13 protein-coding genes are annotated in these 19,671 nt (G+C 35.5%); 12 read left to right on the plus strand and 1 reads right to left on the minus strand.

Annotated features, from left to right (window positions below):
• Nucleotides 1-170: 170 nt before the first annotated feature.
• From APR43_RS02650 to APR43_RS02665, 4 genes are all read left to right on the plus strand, one after another.
• Entirely contained in the window at nucleotides 171-1,193 is a 1,023-nt protein-coding gene (locus APR43_RS02650) for a sugar kinase (protein ID WP_053472001.1), read from the plus strand.
• Between the two features lie 12 nt (nucleotides 1,194-1,205).
• Nucleotides 1,206-1,874 (plus strand): bifunctional 4-hydroxy-2-oxoglutarate aldolase/2-dehydro-3-deoxy-phosphogluconate aldolase, encoded by a 669-nt coding sequence (locus tag APR43_RS02655; RefSeq protein WP_053472000.1) that lies wholly within the window; start codon nucleotides 1,206-1,208, stop codon nucleotides 1,872-1,874.
• 206 nt (nucleotides 1,875-2,080) lie between these two features.
• The gene (locus APR43_RS02660) at nucleotides 2,081-3,529 is read left to right on the plus strand and encodes a tagaturonate reductase (RefSeq protein ID WP_053471999.1); all 1,449 of its coding nucleotides are present in this window, start codon (nucleotides 2,081-2,083) and stop codon (nucleotides 3,527-3,529) included.
• A 39-nt stretch (nucleotides 3,530-3,568) separates the two neighbouring features.
• Entirely contained in the window at nucleotides 3,569-5,191 is a 1,623-nt protein-coding gene (locus tag APR43_RS02665) for a UxaA family hydrolase (protein ID WP_053471998.1), read from the plus strand.
• Between the two features lie 223 nt (nucleotides 5,192-5,414).
• Here the strand turns inward: APR43_RS02665 and APR43_RS02670 are convergent, their stop codons facing one another.
• On the minus strand, nucleotides 5,415-6,443 hold the full coding sequence (locus APR43_RS02670) for a LacI family DNA-binding transcriptional regulator (protein WP_053471997.1): 1,029 nt from the start codon (nucleotides 6,441-6,443) through the stop codon (nucleotides 5,415-5,417).
• Nucleotides 6,444-6,733: 290 nt separating this feature from the next.
• On the opposite strand from APR43_RS02670, the gene APR43_RS02675 reads away from it, so the two are divergent.
• The 8 genes from APR43_RS02675 (at nucleotide 6,734) to APR43_RS02710 (ending at nucleotide 19,657) form a co-directional block, all read left to right on the plus strand.
• Nucleotides 6,734-8,164: a glycoside hydrolase family 28 protein gene (locus tag APR43_RS02675; RefSeq protein WP_053471996.1), complete on the plus strand. Its 1,431-nt coding sequence runs from the start codon at nucleotides 6,734-6,736 to the stop codon at nucleotides 8,162-8,164.
• Nucleotides 8,165-8,206: 42 nt separating this feature from the next.
• Complete coding sequence (locus tag APR43_RS02680) at nucleotides 8,207-11,311, plus strand: SusC/RagA family TonB-linked outer membrane protein (RefSeq protein WP_053471995.1); 3,105 nt, start codon at nucleotides 8,207-8,209, stop codon at nucleotides 11,309-11,311.
• A 12-nt stretch (nucleotides 11,312-11,323) separates the two neighbouring features.
• The gene (locus APR43_RS02685; RefSeq protein WP_053471994.1) at nucleotides 11,324-12,997 is read left to right on the plus strand and encodes a RagB/SusD family nutrient uptake outer membrane protein; all 1,674 of its coding nucleotides are present in this window, start codon (nucleotides 11,324-11,326) and stop codon (nucleotides 12,995-12,997) included.
• Nucleotides 12,998-13,101: 104 nt separating this feature from the next.
• On the plus strand, nucleotides 13,102-14,037 hold the full coding sequence (locus APR43_RS02690; RefSeq protein WP_053471993.1) for an alpha/beta hydrolase: 936 nt from the start codon (nucleotides 13,102-13,104) through the stop codon (nucleotides 14,035-14,037).
• Nucleotides 14,038-14,048: 11 nt separating this feature from the next.
• The gene (locus APR43_RS02695) at nucleotides 14,049-15,014 is read left to right on the plus strand and encodes a DUF4861 family protein (protein ID WP_053471992.1); all 966 of its coding nucleotides are present in this window, start codon (nucleotides 14,049-14,051) and stop codon (nucleotides 15,012-15,014) included.
• Nucleotides 15,015-15,295: 281 nt separating this feature from the next.
• Entirely contained in the window at nucleotides 15,296-16,486 is a 1,191-nt protein-coding gene (locus APR43_RS02700) for a glycoside hydrolase family 105 protein (RefSeq protein ID WP_053471991.1), read from the plus strand.
• A gap of 22 nt (nucleotides 16,487-16,508) precedes the next feature.
• Complete coding sequence (locus APR43_RS02705; RefSeq protein WP_053471990.1) at nucleotides 16,509-17,729, plus strand: glycoside hydrolase family 105 protein; 1,221 nt, start codon at nucleotides 16,509-16,511, stop codon at nucleotides 17,727-17,729.
• A 332-nt stretch (nucleotides 17,730-18,061) separates the two neighbouring features.
• Nucleotides 18,062-19,657 carry a glycoside hydrolase 43 family protein gene (locus tag APR43_RS02710; protein ID WP_053471989.1) on the plus strand — a complete coding sequence of 532 codons (1,596 nt, stop codon included), beginning with the start codon at nucleotides 18,062-18,064 and terminating at the stop codon, nucleotides 19,655-19,657.
• Nucleotides 19,658-19,671: the final 14 nt, after the last annotated feature.

A 19,671-nucleotide genomic window follows, 5' to 3' on the forward strand; every position in this document is an offset into this window, starting at 1 on the left:
TTAACCATTAAGGCATTAAGAAAATTAAGTTTTGGGTTTGAATAGTTATTTAATAATAAAAAGATAATTAAGCTAGTGTAGGCTTAATAAACTTAACCTTTAATCGCAAAGAGAACATAAAGTACAGCTTAATTTTCTTAATGCCTTAATGGTTAAATTAAAAATATAATATGAGTAGAGTAGTTGCATTTGGAGAAATCATGCTGCGTTTATCGACAGAAAGACATTTACGTTTTTCGCAATCTACAGCATTTGGTGCTACGTACGGAGGCGGAGAATTTAATGTGTGTGTTTCTTTGGCTAATTATGGTGTAAATGCCGAATTTGTTACAAGATTACCCGAAAATGAAATTGGTTCATCAGCATTAAAAGAAATGCGAAAAATGAACGTCGAGACCAAAAGCATTGTTTATGGAGGAGAACGTTTAGGAATTTATTTTCTGGAAACCGGAGCAGGAACACGCGGGAGCAATGTAGTTTACGATCGTGCGCACAGTGCAATGGCAACAATTGAAAAAGGCCAGATAAACTGGGAAAAAGTTTTAGAAGGAGCAGAGTGGTTTCATTGGAGCGGTATTACTCCGGCAATTTCTCAAACCGCTGCAGAAGCTTGTTTAGAAGCTATTAAAACAGCTCACAAATTGGGAATAAAAATTTCCTGCGACTTAAATTACAGATCAAAATTGTGGCAGTATGGCAAAACACCAAGCGAAGTAATGCCGGAAATGTTACAATATTGCAATGTTATTTTAGGCGACATTGATACCGCATATTTTATGTTAGGAATTCCAAAAGAAAACCCTAATTATCAGGATCAGGAATCGCTTCCGGTTTTATACTCAAAGTTGTTTGAATTAATTCCGAATTTAAAAATTGCAGCAACAACGCTTCGTTATTCTGTAAGTGCATCGCACCAAAGAATTGGGGGTATTTTATTTGATGGAAAAACAATTCATCAGGCAGCTGTAAAAGAAGTTACGCCAGTTGTAGACAGAGTAGGAAGCGGCGACGCTTTTATGGGCGGATTGATTTACGGATTGTTAGAATATCAAAATAATAACCAGAGAGCATTAGATTTTGCAGTGGCAGCTTGTTGTTTAAAACACACAATTGCCGGCGATTACAATTTGGTTACTTTAAAAGAAGTTGAAAATATGATTGATGGTGATGGTTCTGCATTAGTATCAAGATAATTAATTAGAGATATGGCAAAATATTCAAGAATAGAGGTTGCGCAGACAATGAAAGATAACGGAATGGTACCGTTGTTTTTTCATTCGGATATTGAATTAAGTAAAAAAGTTTTAAAAGCTTGTTATGACGGAGGTTCCAGATTAATGGAATTTACGAGCAGAGGTGACTTTGCACATGAAGTTTTTGGAGCTTTAAATAAATATGCATTGGCAGAATTACCGGGAATGATCTTGGGTGTTGGTTCTATTACAGATGCGGCTTCGGCTTCATTGTATATGAGTTTAGGAGCTAATTTTATTGTAACTCCGGTATTTAGAGAAGATATTGCAATTGCTTGTAATCGCCGTAAAGTACTTTGGTCGCCAGGCTGCGGAACACTTACTGAAATTGCAAGAGCAGAAGAATTAGGCTGTGAAATTGTAAAATTATTTCCGGCAGATACTTACGGACCAGAATTTATCAAAGCCATAAAAGGCCCATCTCCATGGACAAACATTATGCCTACAGGAGGTGTTTATCCAACAGTTGAAAGCTTAAGTTCTTGGTTGAATGCAGGAGCAACTTGTGTTGGTTTAGGATCACAATTGATTTCAAAAGATATATTAGACAATAAAGATTTCGATGGTTTAACTACTAAGGTTAAACAGGTTCTTGACATTATAAAAGATATTAGAAAATAAATAAGGAGTAATCATGCCAATCCTTATTTATGCGTTTTTTTTAGATTTTAGAGATTGTAATTGAGCATTACGCTTGAAAAATAAATCTTGTCACTCCTCACAGCAAGATCTATTTTAATTACGAGTGTAATGTTTCATTTACAATGTATTAAAATGTCAATAAGGTATTAAGTGGTTATTTAAAACACTTTAAAGCAAAAATTAAAATGGAAAAAATTAACAGATCAAATTCAGAGTTTTCAAACAGGCTTCCTATTAAAATAGTTCAATTTGGGGAAGGTAATTTCTTGAGAGCTTTTGTAGAATACGCTATTCAGAAATTAAACCAAAATGCTGATTTTAATGCCGGAATCGCTGTTGTTCAGCCTATTGATAAAGGGTTGGTGAATATGATCAATGCACAGGATGGTTTGTACACTTTGTTTATGAAAGGTGTAAAAAAAGGCGAGGAAATTCAGGAAAAAGAATTGATAACCAACATTGTAAAAGCAGTTGATCCTTATGCTTCTTTCAAAGAATATCTGGCTTTAGCCAAAGAAGAAGAACTGGCTTTTATTATATCAAACACAACAGAAGCAGGTATCGAATATATTGCTTCAGACTTGCCTACAATGCAGCCTCCTGTATCTTTCCCTGCAAAATTAACCGTACTTTTACATGAAAGATTTAAACATTTTAATGGTGCAGCTGATAAAGGATTAACAATCATTCCTTGTGAGTTAATCAATTATAATTCAGATACTTTAAAAGAAGTTATTTTGAAATATTGTACAGACTGGAAATTAGGGCAGGACTTTGTTTCCTGGCTTTTAAACAGCTGTTTATTCCACAATACATTAGTTGACAGAATCGTTCCGGGATATCCGAAAGATCAAATTGAAGAATATAACAGTCAGTTAGATTATAAAGACGATTTGATTGTAAGTGCAGAAAGTTTCTTTTTATGGGTTATTGAAGGTGATGATGAATTGAAAGCAAAACTTCCGTTTGAAAAAACAGATTTAGATGTAAAAATTGTTGAAGATATGCAGCCTTACAGAACACGTAAGGTGAGAATTTTAAATGGAGCGCACACTGCAATGGTGCCGTTTTCATTACTTTACGGGAACGAAACTGTAAAAGAAACCGTTGATAATGCTTTTACAGGAGAATTCATTAATAAAGCTGTTTTTGAGGAAATCAACGAAACCTTAAACATGGATAAACAAGAACTGGCAAGTTTCTCTGAAGAAATTTTAGACCGTTTCAGAAATCCGTTTATCAAGCACTTATTATCATCAATTGCTTTAAATTCAATTTCGAAATTTAAAGTTCGTGTTTTACCAAGTTTAACAGGATATGTTGATATTCACAAAACACTTCCGGTTCATTTAACTTTTGCATTTGCCGCTTTAATACGTTTCTACAAAGGAACCTGGAACGGACAAAGTTTACCGGTAAATGATAGTGAAGATATTGTTTCGTTTTTTGATGGTTTATGGAAATCAGATGATTATGAAAAAATAGCGAGACTGACTTTGCAAAACAAAAGTTTCTGGGATGAAGATTTAACTGAAATTTCGGGTTTAACAAAAGCGATTACAATTGCCTTAGAAGAAATAGATGCAAATGGAATTGAAGCTGGTTTTGCCAGGTTTCAGGAAAGAATAAAATAAAAAAAAGCAAAAAAACAAAAAGCAAAAAGAATAAGGATTATGGCAGCGCAGAAAAAATTGATAAAAGTTCACCCAACCGACAATGTTGCGGTTGCTTTGGTGAATCTTACAGCTGGCGAAGTAATTGATTTCGAAGGAGAATCAGTTACGATTGAGACAGATGTAAAAATGAAACATAAGATTGCAATGGTTCCTTTTAATGTAGGGGACAGGATCATTATGTACGGAGTTTTAGTAGGGAAAGCTAGTGCAAGAATCGAAAGAGGAGGATTGCTTTCTACTGAAAATGTAAAACACGAAAGTGATAAAGTTACTGGTAAAACAGAAACAATTGGCTGGACTGCTCCAAATGTTGACAAATGGAAAGACAGAACCTGGCAAGGATATCACAGAGAAGACGGACAAGTTGGTACTGAAAATGTTTGGTTGTTCTTCCCGTTAGTATTTTGTGAAAACAGAAACATTGAAATCTTAAAAGATATTTTTGAGAAAGAATTAATGAAACCTAAAGAAAACGATTATCAATTGTTATTGCGTTCTTTAGTGAAATCAGAAACTGGCGGTGCCGGAAATCAGGAAGCTTCAAACGATGCTAACTTATTCAATAATATTGAAGTAAAATTCATTACACACCAAGGAGGCTGCGGCGGAATTCGCCAGGATTCTCATAGTCTGGCTAAACTTTTGGCAGGTTATGTAAACAATCCAAACGTAGCCGGAGCAACTGTTTTAAGTTTAGGATGTCAAAATCTTCAAATTCAAATCTTCAAAGATGCTCTTGATGCTATAAATCCAGACAGTAAAAAACCGGTTTTAATTTACGATCAGCAAGCTATCGGAACAATTGAAACGATGTTGAGCAGTGTGGTAAAAGATACTTTTGAAGCGATTAAAAAAGCAAACGAAATAAAAAGAGAACCAGCTCCATTATCTAAACTTAGAATTGGTTTAGAGTGCGGTGGATCTGATGGATTCTCTGGAATTTCTGCAAACCCAACTTTAGGTGTAACTTCAGATTTATTAGCTGCTTTAGGCGGAACTACAATCCTTTCTGAATTCCCTGAATTATGCGGAGTAGAACAGGAATTAGTAAACAGATGTGTTGAAGACGAAGGCGGAAAACGTTTCTTAGACTTAATGCAATGGTACGAAAAAACAGTTGTTGATGCTGGTTCAGGATTTGACATGAATCCTTCTCCGGGTAACATCAAAGACGGTTTAATTACCGATGCCATGAAATCTGCAGGAGCGGCTAAAAAAGGTGGAACTTCACCTATTACAGGAGTTTTTGATTATGGTGAATATATTACTAAACCAGGTTTAACTTTGCTTTGTACGCCAGGAAACGACGTGGAATGTACAACGGCAATGGTGGGTTCTGGAGCAAACATGGTATTGTTTACAACAGGTTTAGGAACTCCAACTGGAAATCCAATTGCACCGGTTGTTAAGATTTCTTCTAACACACAATTAGCAAACAAAATGTCGGACATTATCGATATTGACACCGGAGGAATCATCACCGGAGAAAAATCAATCGATGAAATGGCAGATGAAATGTTAGAGTTTATTATAGACGTTGCCAGCGGAACAATCAAAACCAAAGCTGCATTATTAAACCAAAACGACTTCATCCCTTGGAAAAGAGGAGTATCGCTTTAGTTTTTAGTTACAAAGGTACAGAGATACAAAGTGACAAAGGTTTATATGTAGAGACGCACAGCAGTGCGTCTTTTTTTTATTTTTTAACCATATAAGTTATATAAGTAAATTTAAGTTTGATTCTTAAAACATAGCAATAAAAAAGCAGCTCTTTATGGAGCTGCTTTTTTATTCTAAGTATATTCTAAAATGAACTTATATAACTTATATGGTTTAAAAAAAACTAAAAGGTGCTTCTTGACGAAGATTTGCGGATGTGTAATTCGGGTGCGAGAACTACCTTTTTTTCTATTTTAATGGTTTCTGTTTTGTCAACTTGTTCTAAGAAAACGCGCGCGGACATTTTTCCCATTTCAAGAGGTGACTGATCTACAGACGTTATAGATAATTCCATGAATTTAGTGAACGGTTCGTTACTGAAACCAGCCACACAAAACTCCTTAGGAATGCTGATATTTCTTTCTTTTAATTCCTGAATCGCGCCTAATGCAGCAAAATCACTCGCAGAAAATATAGCATCCGGCGGCGTTTCTAATTGTAAAAGTTTATCAACTGCTTCTTTTCCGGCTTCAACGGCACTTTTTGTATAAATTACATATTCTTCCTTAAAATCAATTCCGTGATCTAACAAAGCTTGTTTGTAGCCTAAAAACCTGTTTTTAAAGATTTCCAATGACTGATCTCCAGAGAAATGTGCAATTTTTCTACAGCCTTCATTTATTAAATGTTTGGTTGTTAAATAACCGCCTCTAAAGTCGTTTATCGTTACAGAGCTTACGCCTTCAATATGTTTGCTTCTATCGAAAAAAATCAGCGGAACGTTTTTTTGAAGTACATATTGAAATGCAGCATCATTTTCATCGGTTACATCGGTTACAGACATTAAAATTCCGTCGACCTGAGCATCAATTAAAGTATATAAATTTTCGTTTTCTCTTTTTTTGCTTTCATGCGTCTGGCAAATAATTACCTGATAACCATGAGGGTGCAGTTCTTCTTCAATTCCCCTGATCACAGAGGCAAAAAAGTTACTGTCTATACGCGGTACAATCACGCCAATATTGTTACTTCGGCCGCTTTTTAATGCTAAAGCAAGTTTGTTTTGCTTGTAGTTCATTGAGGCAGCGGTTTTAATAACCAACTCACGAGTGCTTTCTTTTATCTTCGGGTTGTTATTCAACGCTCTGGAAACAGTAGCTGCAGTGATATTTAATTTTTCGGCAATATCATAAATGGTTACTTTTTCGCTCATTAAAAAGGGTTTTTACAAGTTAAATTCTTAGACAAAAATACATTTTTTTTAGATAACCTAATATTTAATGTTATCGATTACCGTAACGAATTACTACAACGTTTTTTATTTTACAATGATAATAAATTACAATTATTTTTGCATTAAATGTAATTATAATTCTTAATAAAAATTAAAAATACAATAAATTTCTAAATAAATTTGGTTGGATGGAACATATTTTCTACTTTCGTGTAATCGATTACATGATTGTTCATGTTTTTTCAATGTTTACCTGAAATTCTACAAAAATGATTATAAACAAGGTTATAGCGTATAAATCAATTGTTTTTGCCAGCATAATGGTTGTTTTGACTATATCCTGTGCTAAAAAAGTTGCGAGTGCCTCTGAATCTGATCCGTGGAAAAATATGGAATTGACCATAAAAAGCCTTCCTCAAACAAAATTTCAGGATAAAACCTATAATATAAACGATTTTGGTGCTGTTGCAGATGGCAAAACTTTAAACACTTTGGCATTTGAAAAAGCTATTAAAACCTGTGCTGAAAATGGTGGCGGAAAAGTGCTGGTTCCAAATGGAAAATACTTAACCGGAGCCATTCATTTAGAAAGTAACGTAAACCTTCATTTAGAAGATAATGCCGAAATTCTTTTCAGCTTAAATCCAAAAGATTATCCAATCGTTCATACTTCGTGGGAAGGAACAGAAGTAATGAATTATTCCCCGCTTATTTATGCTAAGAACAAAACCAATGTTGCTATTACAGGAAAAGGTACTTTAAACGGTCAGGCAGACAGCACAAACTGGTGGATTTGGTCTGGCGGAAAAGGATACGGCTGGAAAAAAGGAATTCCGTCTCAAAACGATCCCACAAATCGTGAAGTTTTAGTTGATAAGGCAGAGAAAAATATTCCCGTTTCAGAAAGAATTTTTGGAGAAGGAAGATATTTACGTCCCAACTTTATCGAGTTTTTTGAATGCAATACCGTTTTGGTAAAAGACATAACGGTTATCAATTCTCCATTTTGGATTCTTCATCCTATAAAAAGCAACAATATTGTTATTGACGGTGTAACAGTAAACAGCCACGGACCAAACAATGACGGCTGCGATCCTGAATATTCTCAAAATGTAATAATCAAAAATTGCACTTTCAATACGGGCGATGACTGCATCGCTATAAAAGCCGGCCGCGACGCCGACGGAAGAAGAGTAGCGATCCCGAGTAAAAACATCATTGTTCAAAACTGTAAAATGATCGACGGTCATGGCGGAGTTGTAATTGGGAGCGAGATTTCTGCCGGAGTAAATAATGTCTTTGTAGAGAATTGTGTAATGGATAGTCCAAACTTAGATCGTGCCATTCGCATCAAAACCAATTCAAAAAGAGGCGGTGTCATTGAAAATATTTTTGTTCGAAACCTTGAAGTAGGAACAGTAAAAGAATGTCTTTTACTCGTAACGATGTTTTATAACGTATATGGCTCCCAAACCGGAAATTTTATACCAATAGTACGAAATATAAACCTTGAAAACATTACAGTAAAAAATAGCGGAAAATTTGGCGTTTTGGCAGAAGGTTATCCAGAATCCCCAGTAGAAAATATTACGCTGAAAAATGTAAAAATCGAAAAAGCTGACTCAGTTTATTCATTAAAAAACGTGAAGAATATCAATTTTATAAACACTTATATAAATGGAAAAAAAGTAAACAAATAAAAACTAGTAACTATAACATTTAACCAAACCACGAAACCACTTATGAAAATTAAACAACCATTAAAGAAAAAAACAAAATACAATCTCGTATTTTTATTTTTCCTGAATTTCCTGCTGTGCAATACGATAAACGCACAGTCTACAACAATAGAAGGAAAAATTACAGATGCTTCAGGATTATCCCTTCCAGGCGTTAATATCCAGGAAAAAGGAACTAAAAACGGAACTTCGACAGATTTTGAAGGAAGTTTTAAAATAAACGTAACCAATAGCAAAGCTGTTTTAATAATAAGCTATTTAGGTTTTCAAACGCAGGAAGTAAGCGTTTCCGGAAAAACAAGAATTGATGTAAGCCTTGCAGAACAATCAAATTCATTAAACGAAGTTGTAGTTGTGGGATACGGTTCTGTAAAGAAAACAGATCTTACAGGATCAGTAAGTACCATCAGTGCGGCAACTATTACAGAACGAAATACAACCAGTGCACTTGAAGCCATTCAGGGAAGTACGCCCGGAGTTACGATTTCGTCAACTTCAGGACGTTCAGGCGACGGATTTAAAGTGGTTATTAGAGGAAATAACTCTTTAGTAGGATCGTCTCCATTATATGTTGTAGACGGAGTTCCGGTTGATAATATTGACTTTTTAAATCCGCAGGATATTGCCAGAATGGACGTTTTAAAAGATGCTTCTTCTGCAGCAATTTACGGTTCAAGAGGAGCCAGCGGTGTTATCATTGTTACAACAAAAAGCGGTGCCAACGTAAAATCTGGAATCAATGTAACTTTTGATTCTTCTTACGGAACAAAAACAGCGGCAAGATTACCAAAAATGATGAGCGGTGAAGAATGGTGGAAATTTCACCAAGTTGCTTATATGAGCGCAACTCCGGCAACGCAGACTCCTGCCCAGCTTGCAGCTTTGGCCGGAAATCAAAGTCCGTTATTAGTTTCAAGAGCCAACAACGGTTACAATTTTGACTGGGCCGATGCGGTTCTAAAAACAGGAATGACACAAAATAATTACTTAAATGTTACAGGCCGTTCAGATTCTGGTTTGAGCTACAATTTAGGATTCGGAATTCAAAGTGATGAAGGTCTTATCGATAACGACGGAACTGATAAATATTCTTTTAAACTAGGATTAAATCATAAAATAAACGACAAATTTACAACGGGTGCAAACGTTACAATTGCCCGTGTTGACACGCAGTTAGGAAGTGATTTAGCGATGCAGGACGCTTTTAGACTTAGTCCATTAATGTCTCCGTGGGCAGTTGATGCTGCTGGAAATGAAAAAGTAGGAACGTTGTTTTTCCTTCCCGGAAAACTAACTTATCCTGATGGTTCATGGGCAATTAACAAAACCAGTGCGGTAAACCCGTTAATGGAAATTGCTAATTCTTCGCAGACAGAAAAAACATGGCAGACGGTTGGAAATGTTTTCTTTCAATACCAGGCTTTAAAATGGCTTTCGTTTAAAACTACGTTTTCTGCCGGAATAGAAAATACGGTTACAAGTGCCGCGTATGGTGCACAGTCAAATGCCGGAGTTACCTTAAACGGAAAAAATTCGGCATCCATAAAAAACTTCAATAACTTCAATTATACTTGGGACAATCAAGTTGATTTGAAACATACTTTTGCCGAAGTTCATGATTTCAGCGTTTTATTATTGCAGAGTTTGTATTCAAATGTTGATGAAACTTCGTATTTGTATTCTAATAATCAGCCTTTTAATACGGGGTCAAATAATATGGGATCTGGAGTTCAAACCAGTTATAATATTAGCTCAGGATATCAAAAAAATACTTTAAGCTCTTACGCCGTTCGTTTAAACTATACGTTTAAAGACAAATATTTATTGACTGCTTCTACAAGATGGGACGGTTCATCTGTTTTATCAGAAGGCAATAAATGGCAGAGTTTCCCTTCTGTAGCTTTAGGATGGAAAATCAGCAAGGAATCTTTCTTAGCAAACAGTAATGTAATTTCAGACTTAAAACTTCGTGCGAGTTTAGGTTATACAGGAAACGACAACGTAGCGCCTTATACTTCTCAGGCTTTATTAAATCAGCAGACTTTTTATGCAAACGGAGCCAATGTAGTTTCGGGCTGGCAGTCAGAAAACTTGGCAAATCAGGATTTAACCTGGGAAAAAACACGAGAACTAAACTTTGGTCTTGATTTTGGTTTCTTAAAAAACAGAATTTCTGGAAGCGTTGACGTATACGACAGATTATCAGATAAATTAATCTACAAGCAGCAATTGCCTGCAGAAAGCGGTTGGAAAAATACTTTTGCAAATGTTGGTTCTGTAAGCAATAAAGGTGTCGAAGTTTTATTAACGACAAAAAACATCAAAAGCGAAAATGTAAACTGGGAAACGACTTTCACTTTTACTAAAAACGTAAATAAATTAGAGTCAATTTACAATCAGGATAAAGTTAGTGATATTGGAAATAAATTAATTCTGGGTTCAGAACTAAACCCAAATTACAACTACGTTTACGATGGTGTTTGGCAGGAAAGTGAAGCAGCGCGTGCGGCATCTTACGGACAAGCTCCGGGACAGGCGAGACCAAAAGACTTAAATGGAGATGGTAAATTTAATCAGGATGACAGAACGGTTATTGGAAACGCAAATCCGGATTGGCAGGGAAGTTTATATTCTAAACTGACTGTTGGTAATTTCGATTTCAATTTTTCAGTTTTGACAAGTCAGGGACAAACTGTTCTAAGTACATTTCACCAAAACTTTGCTGATGTAAGTGACAGAGGACGTCAAAAACTGGCAATGGATTATTTTATTCCAACAAACGGAACCGGAATCGAAGCCAATGCCAATAACACAAACCCAAGACCAGGGCCGGTTGCAACGGGTGCGGGAGCTTACTGGACTTCTTTATTTGGCTACTACAGAGATGTTTCTTACGTAAAAATCAAAAATATATCTTTAGGTTATACACTAAATTCAGAATTATTGAAAAGACTTAAAATCAGTAATTTGAGAATTTATGTAAATGTTTTAGATCCATTTGTATTTACAGATTTTGATGGATATGATCCAGAATGGGCTGCTTCTCCTTTTGGGGTAAACCGTCCGGCATCTGTAACAACGCAATTGGGATTAAGTGTTAAATTTTAATAAAGATATCAAATGAAAAAAATAATAATAATATTAGGAATTGCTGCCTTGTCTTTAAATTCATGCAGCAATTATATAGAAGAAGAAAGTCTTTCGAATGTTCCTGCCGATGCTACTTATAAAACCGCATCAGGATATCAGTTACTGATCAATACAAATTATGCATGGCTTAAAAGCATTTATGGCGGAAATCCGTGGTTATTTGAAGCCGGAACCGATATGTATGCCGAAGGAAGAACGCCCGAACCAGCAGGTTTAAGCCAGTATGCACTTTTAATACCATCTTCGGATAACGTTGCAGATTTGTATACACCTTGTTATCAGTTAATTCAATCTGTGAATAAAGCCGTTTATTATTCGACAATAACAGAACAAACGGCTAATTTGAACACTTTAGTAGGCGAAGCTAAATTTTTGAGAGCACAAGCTTATTTCTTGTTAGTTCAGACTTATGGAGGTGTTCCAATTGTAAATGAGAATATTACAACGCCAGTTTTATCTTTCCACAGAAATACTGCTGAAGAAGTATATACACAGATTATTTCAGATTTAGATACAGCTTTAGCAAGTGTGGGAACAAACTCTTACAGCACAACAGGAAAAGTAAATAAAAGAGCTGTAAATGATTTATTGGCAAAAGTGTATTTAACGAGAGGATATGAAACGTTTGGCAAAGCCGATGATTTTGCAAAAGCAGCAGCTTACGCCGATGCAGCAATTGGCGGACAAACTTTAGCGCTTGCTTTCGACCAGTTATTTAAACCCGGAAACGATTTAAATGCCGAAACTATTTTCTCTGTACAATACGACAAAGCTTCAACAAGCACAGACCCAACAAAATTGGGTAACAATCAGTTTTATTATTTCAGTTCGTATTTAGGCGGTGCAGAAACGGGCGCGCCATTAAGAAGTTATAATTTATGTCCAACTGATTATGCTTTAGGTCTTTATGAAAAAGGAGATAAAAGATGGGAAGGGACTTTTATGACAGAAATCTTAGAAGGTCCTGAAACTACAAACGGTGTTACAAAAAACGTGTTGTATTATCCATATTACAGAAGCACAAATCCGGCTTCATTAAAAGTGAGACATTTTTACGAGCCAAAATGGTTTACACCAGCAGACAGAACAGCTTGGGAAACAGCAAATGCAGCCAGAAAATCGGCAACGTTTGTGTACCATCCTTGGGGAGAATATTCTGCGGCGCATACCTTAATTAAAAACTTAGACTGTTATACGATTCCGGTTAAGAAATTTGACGATCCGGATCCTACAACGCCTTCAAGTACAGGACCTGTAAGCACAAGAGATATTATTGTTTCAAGATTGGGAGAAACGTATTTAATCGCTGCCGAAGCCTATTTAAAAGCAGGACAGCCGGGAACTGGTTTAGACCGTTTAAATGAAGTGAGAAGAAGAGCCGGAGTTGCAAATGCTACATTAGCTGAGTTCAATATCGATTATATTTTAGATGAAAGAGGAAGAGAATTGTTAGGAGAATACAAACGTTGGTTTGATTTAAAACGTACGGGAACATTAGTTGCACGAGCATCGGCTCATAATTATAAAATTAAGGCCGCAAATTTTGTTGGTGTTGGCGGACAACTTAAAATTTTAAGACCAATTCCGCAAGTGGCATTGGATTTAAACCAGAATAAAGATTTTCCTCAGAATCCTGGTTATTAGTAATTTGTTAGTTTTTTGAGACTATTAGTTTTTTTGAAGAAGTTAAGGAGGAGTTCGACCCAAGTGTCGGACTCCTTTCTGACTAAAAAGTAAAAAGGATTGTAATGCGAAAAATAATATTGATTTCATTCATGCTGTCTTGTGCAATAAATGCGCAGCAGACTTATCCTGTCGACACATCGTACACGGTAAAAAGCACGTATGCTAAATTGATAAAAAAATATCCGTCAATCACAATTCCGGTTTTAGAAAAGCATAATAATCTGATTCAAATTAAAGATATAATTTACTTTAAAGAAAACGAAAGAACCTTGCATTTTGATGCTTTTGTATATAACACAAAAAAGCAAAATCCTGCCGTTATTATGATTCATGGCGGAGGTTGGAGATCTGGCGATAAAACTCATATGAACGCTTTGGCAGAAGAAATTGTTTCTTACGGTTATTCCTGTTTTACAATAGAATACAGGTTATCACTCGAAGCAAAATATCCGTACGGAGTTTATGATGTAAAAAATGCGATTAAATTTATAAAAGATAATGCAAAGAAATTCAAAGTAGATCCAGACAAAATTGCGGTTTTAGGCTGTTCTTCGGGCGGGCAAATGGCAGCTTTGATTGGTACAACAAATGAAAATCCAACTTTTGAAGATGCTTCTTATAAAAGTAAATCAACTTCAAAAGTAAATGCAATTATCGATATAGACGGCGTTTTGGCATTCAGGCATCCGGAATCTTCAGAAGGAGAAATAGCATCTTTTTGGCTTGGAGGTTCTTATGAAGAAAAACCGGAGAATTGGAAAAATGCTTCGGCTTTAAGCCATACCGACAAAAACACGCCGCCAACATTGTTTATAAACAGCAGTATTGACAGGTTTCATGCCGGGAGAGATGATATGATAAAAATTTTAAATCAGTATAAAATTTACAATGAAGTTCAAACACTAGAAAACTCACCGCATTCTTTTTGGTTTTTTGAACCCTGGTTTTATAAAACAACCAATTTTACAGTCCAATTTCTAAATAAGATATTCAAATAATTTACCATAAAATGAAAACAAAAATTACAGCCGCAGCTTTATTCTTAATTGGTTTTACATCCGTTAATGCTCAAAAATATGATATTAAAACGGCTAAAACGTATGCTGAAATTTCAGCAAAAACAGACGGACACTGGGAGGGACGCAAATACATTGGCGGAACTACTTTTAAAAACGTCGACCGATTAAAACTGGCACCGGAACATACAGATCATTCCTTTGATATTCGTTACGAAGGTCCGGGCTGGGAAAATAACCGAATTGGTTACCGTTTGTATTTAGACTGGAGAAATGCGATTGATATTTTTGGAAAGAAAACATCGGCTATAATTTTACCAAAAGTCGGGCAGGATAATTTTGATTCGTATCATGAAATGAGCGATTGGGGAGCTGATATTCTAAAAGCCGGAAAAGCAATCGGAATTGGTTCTATCGATCGTTATTTAAACAATGAAAAACTGCATTTCCGTGAAGTAGATTCTACGATTGCAACAGTTGTAAATAAAGACAACGAATCGGGCGTAAAAGTGAATTATTATGGATGGAAGACAGCATCTGATAAAATTGATTTTACTTCTACTTTAACTATAAAGCCAGATCAATTATATACAAAACATACGATTCAGGCCTCCAAAGAAATTAAAGGAATCTGCACGGGAATTGTAAAACAAAAGAATACTGAATTGCTTAAAAAAGAAAGCAAAAACAAAAAATGGGCTTATATAGCAACATATGGTACACAGTCTTTGGTTCCGGATAAATTAGGACTGGGTATTTTTTATGAAGTAAACACAATCCAAAACATCGCTGATACGGATTTAGATTATTTATTGGTTTTTAAACCAACAACAAAAGCAAATTCTTTTTATCTTTTAGGTGCCTGGGAACAAGAACAAAACGGAATAAAATCGCAGGAAGATTTCGTGAAATATTTAGATGCACAATTAGAGGTTTTGAATAAAAAAGGGAAGATGTAGGTTATTTTTTGCCACAGATTTAAAGGATTAAAAAAGATTAAAAAATCTGCTGATCTGCAAAATCTGCGTGAAAAATATTTAACACATAGAAACATAGATTTTGTTGTGTTTAAAAGAGTATAAAAAGAAGCAAGCTTCTTAAACATAGCTTACTATGTTTGTTGATGCAAGTGAAACGCCTTTTATTAAGTCTCAAAAAACTATGTTTCTATGTGTTTAAAAAACAAGCAAAGAATAATCCATTTAATCTGTGAAATCTGTGGCAAAAAAAATATATAAATATGAAGTATAAAAAAACAGCCGTACTATTATTTCTGCTTCTCCATGTTTTTGCTATTGCACAAAACAATTCTGAAAACGTACTCCCAGATAATTTAAAATGGTCTGAGCGAACTGCACTTTCTATTTTAGATAAATATCCCGAAGCATGGAAACTAGACGGAAATGACAGCCCGAAATGGGATTATAAAATGGGGTTTGTATTGTCTGGTTTTGAGAAATTATATCAGGAAAAAAAAGATAAAAAGTACCTCGACTATATCAAAAACTATGTTGACGGTATGATTGACAGCGACGGAAATCTTAAAAAATATGAAACTAAAGAATATAACATTGATTGTTTGAATCCGGGGAAACTTTTGTTCAATTTATACGATGTGACAAAAGATTCGCGCTATTTTGAAATTATTGGAAAATTGAGAAATCAATTAGAAAATCAGCCGAGAACAGCGAGCGGAGGATTTTGGCACAAACAGATTTATCCGAATCAAATGTGGATTGACGGCTTGTATATGGCTGAACCTTTTTATACCCAATTTACGGTGAAATATGAAAAAGGAAGAAGCTTAGATGATATTGCAAAACAATTTGAATTAGTTCACGATCATATGATCGATAAAAAAAGCGGACTGGTTTACCAGGCTTGGGACGAAAGCAAGGAAATTGCCTGGGCTGACAAACAAACCGGAACTTCGCCAACAGTTTGGGGACGCGGAATTGGCTGGTATATGACAGCATTGGTAGAAACGTTGGATTATTTTCCAAAATCTCATCCAAAATATAAAGTTTTGGTTCAGTACTTAAATGAAATTGCAGCGGCTGTAGATCAATATAAAAGCGATACCGGATTATGGTATCAGGTAGCAGATAAAACACAGTTATATGCCAATTATACAGAACCATCTGGTTCAGGAATGATTATTTATGCTTTTGCAAAAGGAGCACGCAAAGGATATCTTTCTTCGAGTTATAAAAAAACAGCAAAGAAATCATTTGACAGTTTTATAAAAGAGTTTGTTAAGGTTGATAAAAAAGGAGAAGTAAATATTCTCAATGTGTCGGCAAATGTAGGTTTAGGAGGAAAACCTTTTAGAGACGGCACGAATGATTATTATCTTATTGCCAAAACAAAAGAGAACGGGGCAATAGGCTTAGGAGCATTTTTACTGGCTTCAATTGAATTAGAAAAATAATAGAATTAAAATATATTTTGAAATGAAAAATACTAGGAAACAAAGTTTTATGTCGGTTTTATTAGTTTGCGCTATTGCTTTAACAGGCTGTAAAGCGATTTCGCAGGAACCAGCAAAAAAAGAAATTGTTATTTCTAAAGACTTGAAATGGTCAGATAAAATGGCTTTAACCTTAATGAAACGTCATCCGGAAAGTTATATGCTTGACGATTCTAAAAAGCCAAAATGGGATTATGTTCATGCTTTAGTTTTGCATTCGATAGAAGAATTGTACAAGAAAAATCCAGATCCGCGTTACAAAGCTTATATAAGAGGCTATGTAGATGAATTGGTTCAGGAAGACGGAAGTATTAAAACTTATGAATTCGATAAATACAACATTGATTTGGTTGTTCCCGGACGTTTGCTTTTTGATATTTATGCAGAATCAAAACAGGATAAATATTTAAAAGCGATGCAATTAGTTCGCAAGCAATTAGCAGAACAGCCACGTACGGCAAGCGGCGGTTTCTGGCACAAACAAATTTATCCAAACCAAATGTGGTTAGACGGTTTATATATGGGAGAACCATTCTACGCACAATACACAGCAACGTTTGAAAACGGAAAAAGCTTTGATGATATTGCAAAACAATTTGAGTTGATTCAGCTTCATGCTACAGATCCAAAAACTGGATTGTTATACCACGGCTGGGACGAAAGCAAAGCAATGCCTTGGGCAAATAAAGAAACAGGAAATTCACCAAATTTTTGGTCAAGAGCTTTAGGCTGGTACGTAATGGCATTGGTTGATGTTTTGGATTATATGCCAAAAGACCACCCAAAAAGAGCAGAGTTAATTAAGTATTTAAATAATGCTTCAGCAGCTTTGGCTAAATATCAGGATAAATCCGGATTATGGTATCAGGTTACAGATAAAGGCGGAGAAAAAGGAAATTATTTAGAAGCCTCAGGATCAGCAATGTTTACTTATGCTTTTGCAAAAGGAGCAAATAAAGGATATTTACCTGCAAAATATAAAAAACTGGCGAACAAATCTTTTGACGGACTGACTAAAATCTTAATCAAAAAAGTTGACGAAGACGGCGGTATTACCTTAACAAACTGTTGTCAGGTTGCAGGTTTAGGCGGAACTCCCTATCGTGATGGTTCTTATGAATATTACGTAAACGAAAAGAAAAAAGATAACGATCCTAAAGCGACGGGGCCTTTTATCTTGGCTGCTTTGGAATTGAATAGATAGAAGTTAATTGTTAATTGTAAATTGTTAATTGTTAATTGTGAGTTATGAATTTTGAATTATAAGTTAAGAGTGAACGCACGCTTTGTCTTGCTGAGCGAAGTCGAAGCATCGCAAAGTAATTCCTCAAAGAAACTCCAATTACAAATTACGATACAAACCCGACAGTCCCGAAGCTTCGGGATAAAACCTGTCGGGTTTAAAACACATAGTTTGTCATTTCGAGGAACGAGAAATCGCACTCGGAATTCGACAAAGATTGACGACAATAGGAATGGATTTTCTTGTGCGATTTCTCCTTTCGTCGAAATGATAAAAAACAAAACAATACAAAAATGAAAAATATAAAAATCATTTTCCTTTTCCTTTCCATTTTCTCTTTTGAGAAAAATTCGGCGCAAGTCTGGACACCGGATAATGGAGACGGAACTTATACCAATCCTATCATTCATGCTGATTACTCAGATCCTGATGTGGTTCGAGTGGGAGATGATTTTTATATGACAGCATCGTCCTTTAACTGTATTCCCGGACTTCCGATTCTGCATTCTAAGGATTTGGTAAACTGGAAAATTTTAAGTTACGCGCTGCCGAAACAGCCGCCTTTTGAAACGTATGATAAAGTACAGCACGGAAATGGAGTTTGGGCACCAAGTATTACTTTCCATAACAACGAATTTTATATTTATTATCCAGATCCTGATTTCGGGATTTATATGATAAAAGCTAAAAAAGCCGAAGGTCCTTGGTCAGAACCACTTTTGGTAAAAGCCGGAAAAGGATTGATTGATCCGAGTCCGCTTTGGGATGATGATGGAAAAGTGTATTTAGCGCATGCGTTTGCAGGAAGCCGTGCGCAGATAAAAAGTTTATTAGTAGTCTGCACGATGAATGCAGAAGGAACTATCGCTAATAATGATGAGGTTATGGTGATTGACGGACATGAAAGTGAAGGTACAATTGAAGGGCCAAAATTCTACAAACGAAACAATTACTATTACATTTTTGCACCTGCTGGCGGCGTTCCTACGGGCTGGCAGACCATCTTAAGATCTAAAAGTGTTTTTGGCCCTTACGAAAAGAAAAAAGTTTTAGAACAGGGATCAACCCAAATAAACGGCCCGCATCAGGGCGCGTGGGTGCAGACACAAACGGGTGAAGATTGGTTTATTCATTTTCAGGATAAAGGCGCTTACGGAAGAATTGTGCATTTGCAGCCTATGAAATGGGAAAACGACTGGCCGGTTATGGGGCAGGATTTTGATAAAAACGGAATAGGCGAACCGGTTACAACATTTAAAAAACCAAATGTTGGCAAAAAATATCCAATTGAAAATCCGGCGACTTCAGATGAATTTAATGAACCAAAATTAGGTTTACAATGGCAATGGCAGGCCAATTCGCAAGTCAATTGGGGTTTTCCTACCAGTATGGGATACCTGAATTTATTTTGCGTAACAACAATCAAGGATAATAAAATATTTGATGCACCGAATTTGCTTCTTCAAAAGTTTCCTGCCGAAGAATTTTCGGCTACAGCCAAAATAACTTTCAATACCAGATTAAACGGCGAATCGACCGGACTAATTATCATGGGATTAGATTATAGTTATTTATGTTTTAAAAATGTAGAAGGAAAATTATATCTAAACCAAAAAACAGGAACTTTCAATAAAACGGTTTCAGAAACAGAAACAAAACCTATTTTGATTGCTAACAATACTGTTTATTTAAAAGTTAAAATTAAGAAAGGCGGAGTGTGTAGTTTCTTTTACAGTTTAGACGATAAAAACTATCAATCAATAGGAACTGACTTTATTTCGAAAGAAGGAAAATGGATTGGAGCGAAAGTCGGGCTTTTTGCTTTAGGCGAAAAAATAACAAACGATTCCGGGAATGCTGCCGTTGATTGGTTTAGAATAACGAAATAAAAATGATCAAAAAC

It is taken from the genome of Flavobacterium sp. NLM (genome assembly GCF_002210235.1).
In the GTDB taxonomy this organism is placed as follows: domain Bacteria; phylum Bacteroidota; class Bacteroidia; order Flavobacteriales; family Flavobacteriaceae; genus Flavobacterium; species Flavobacterium panici.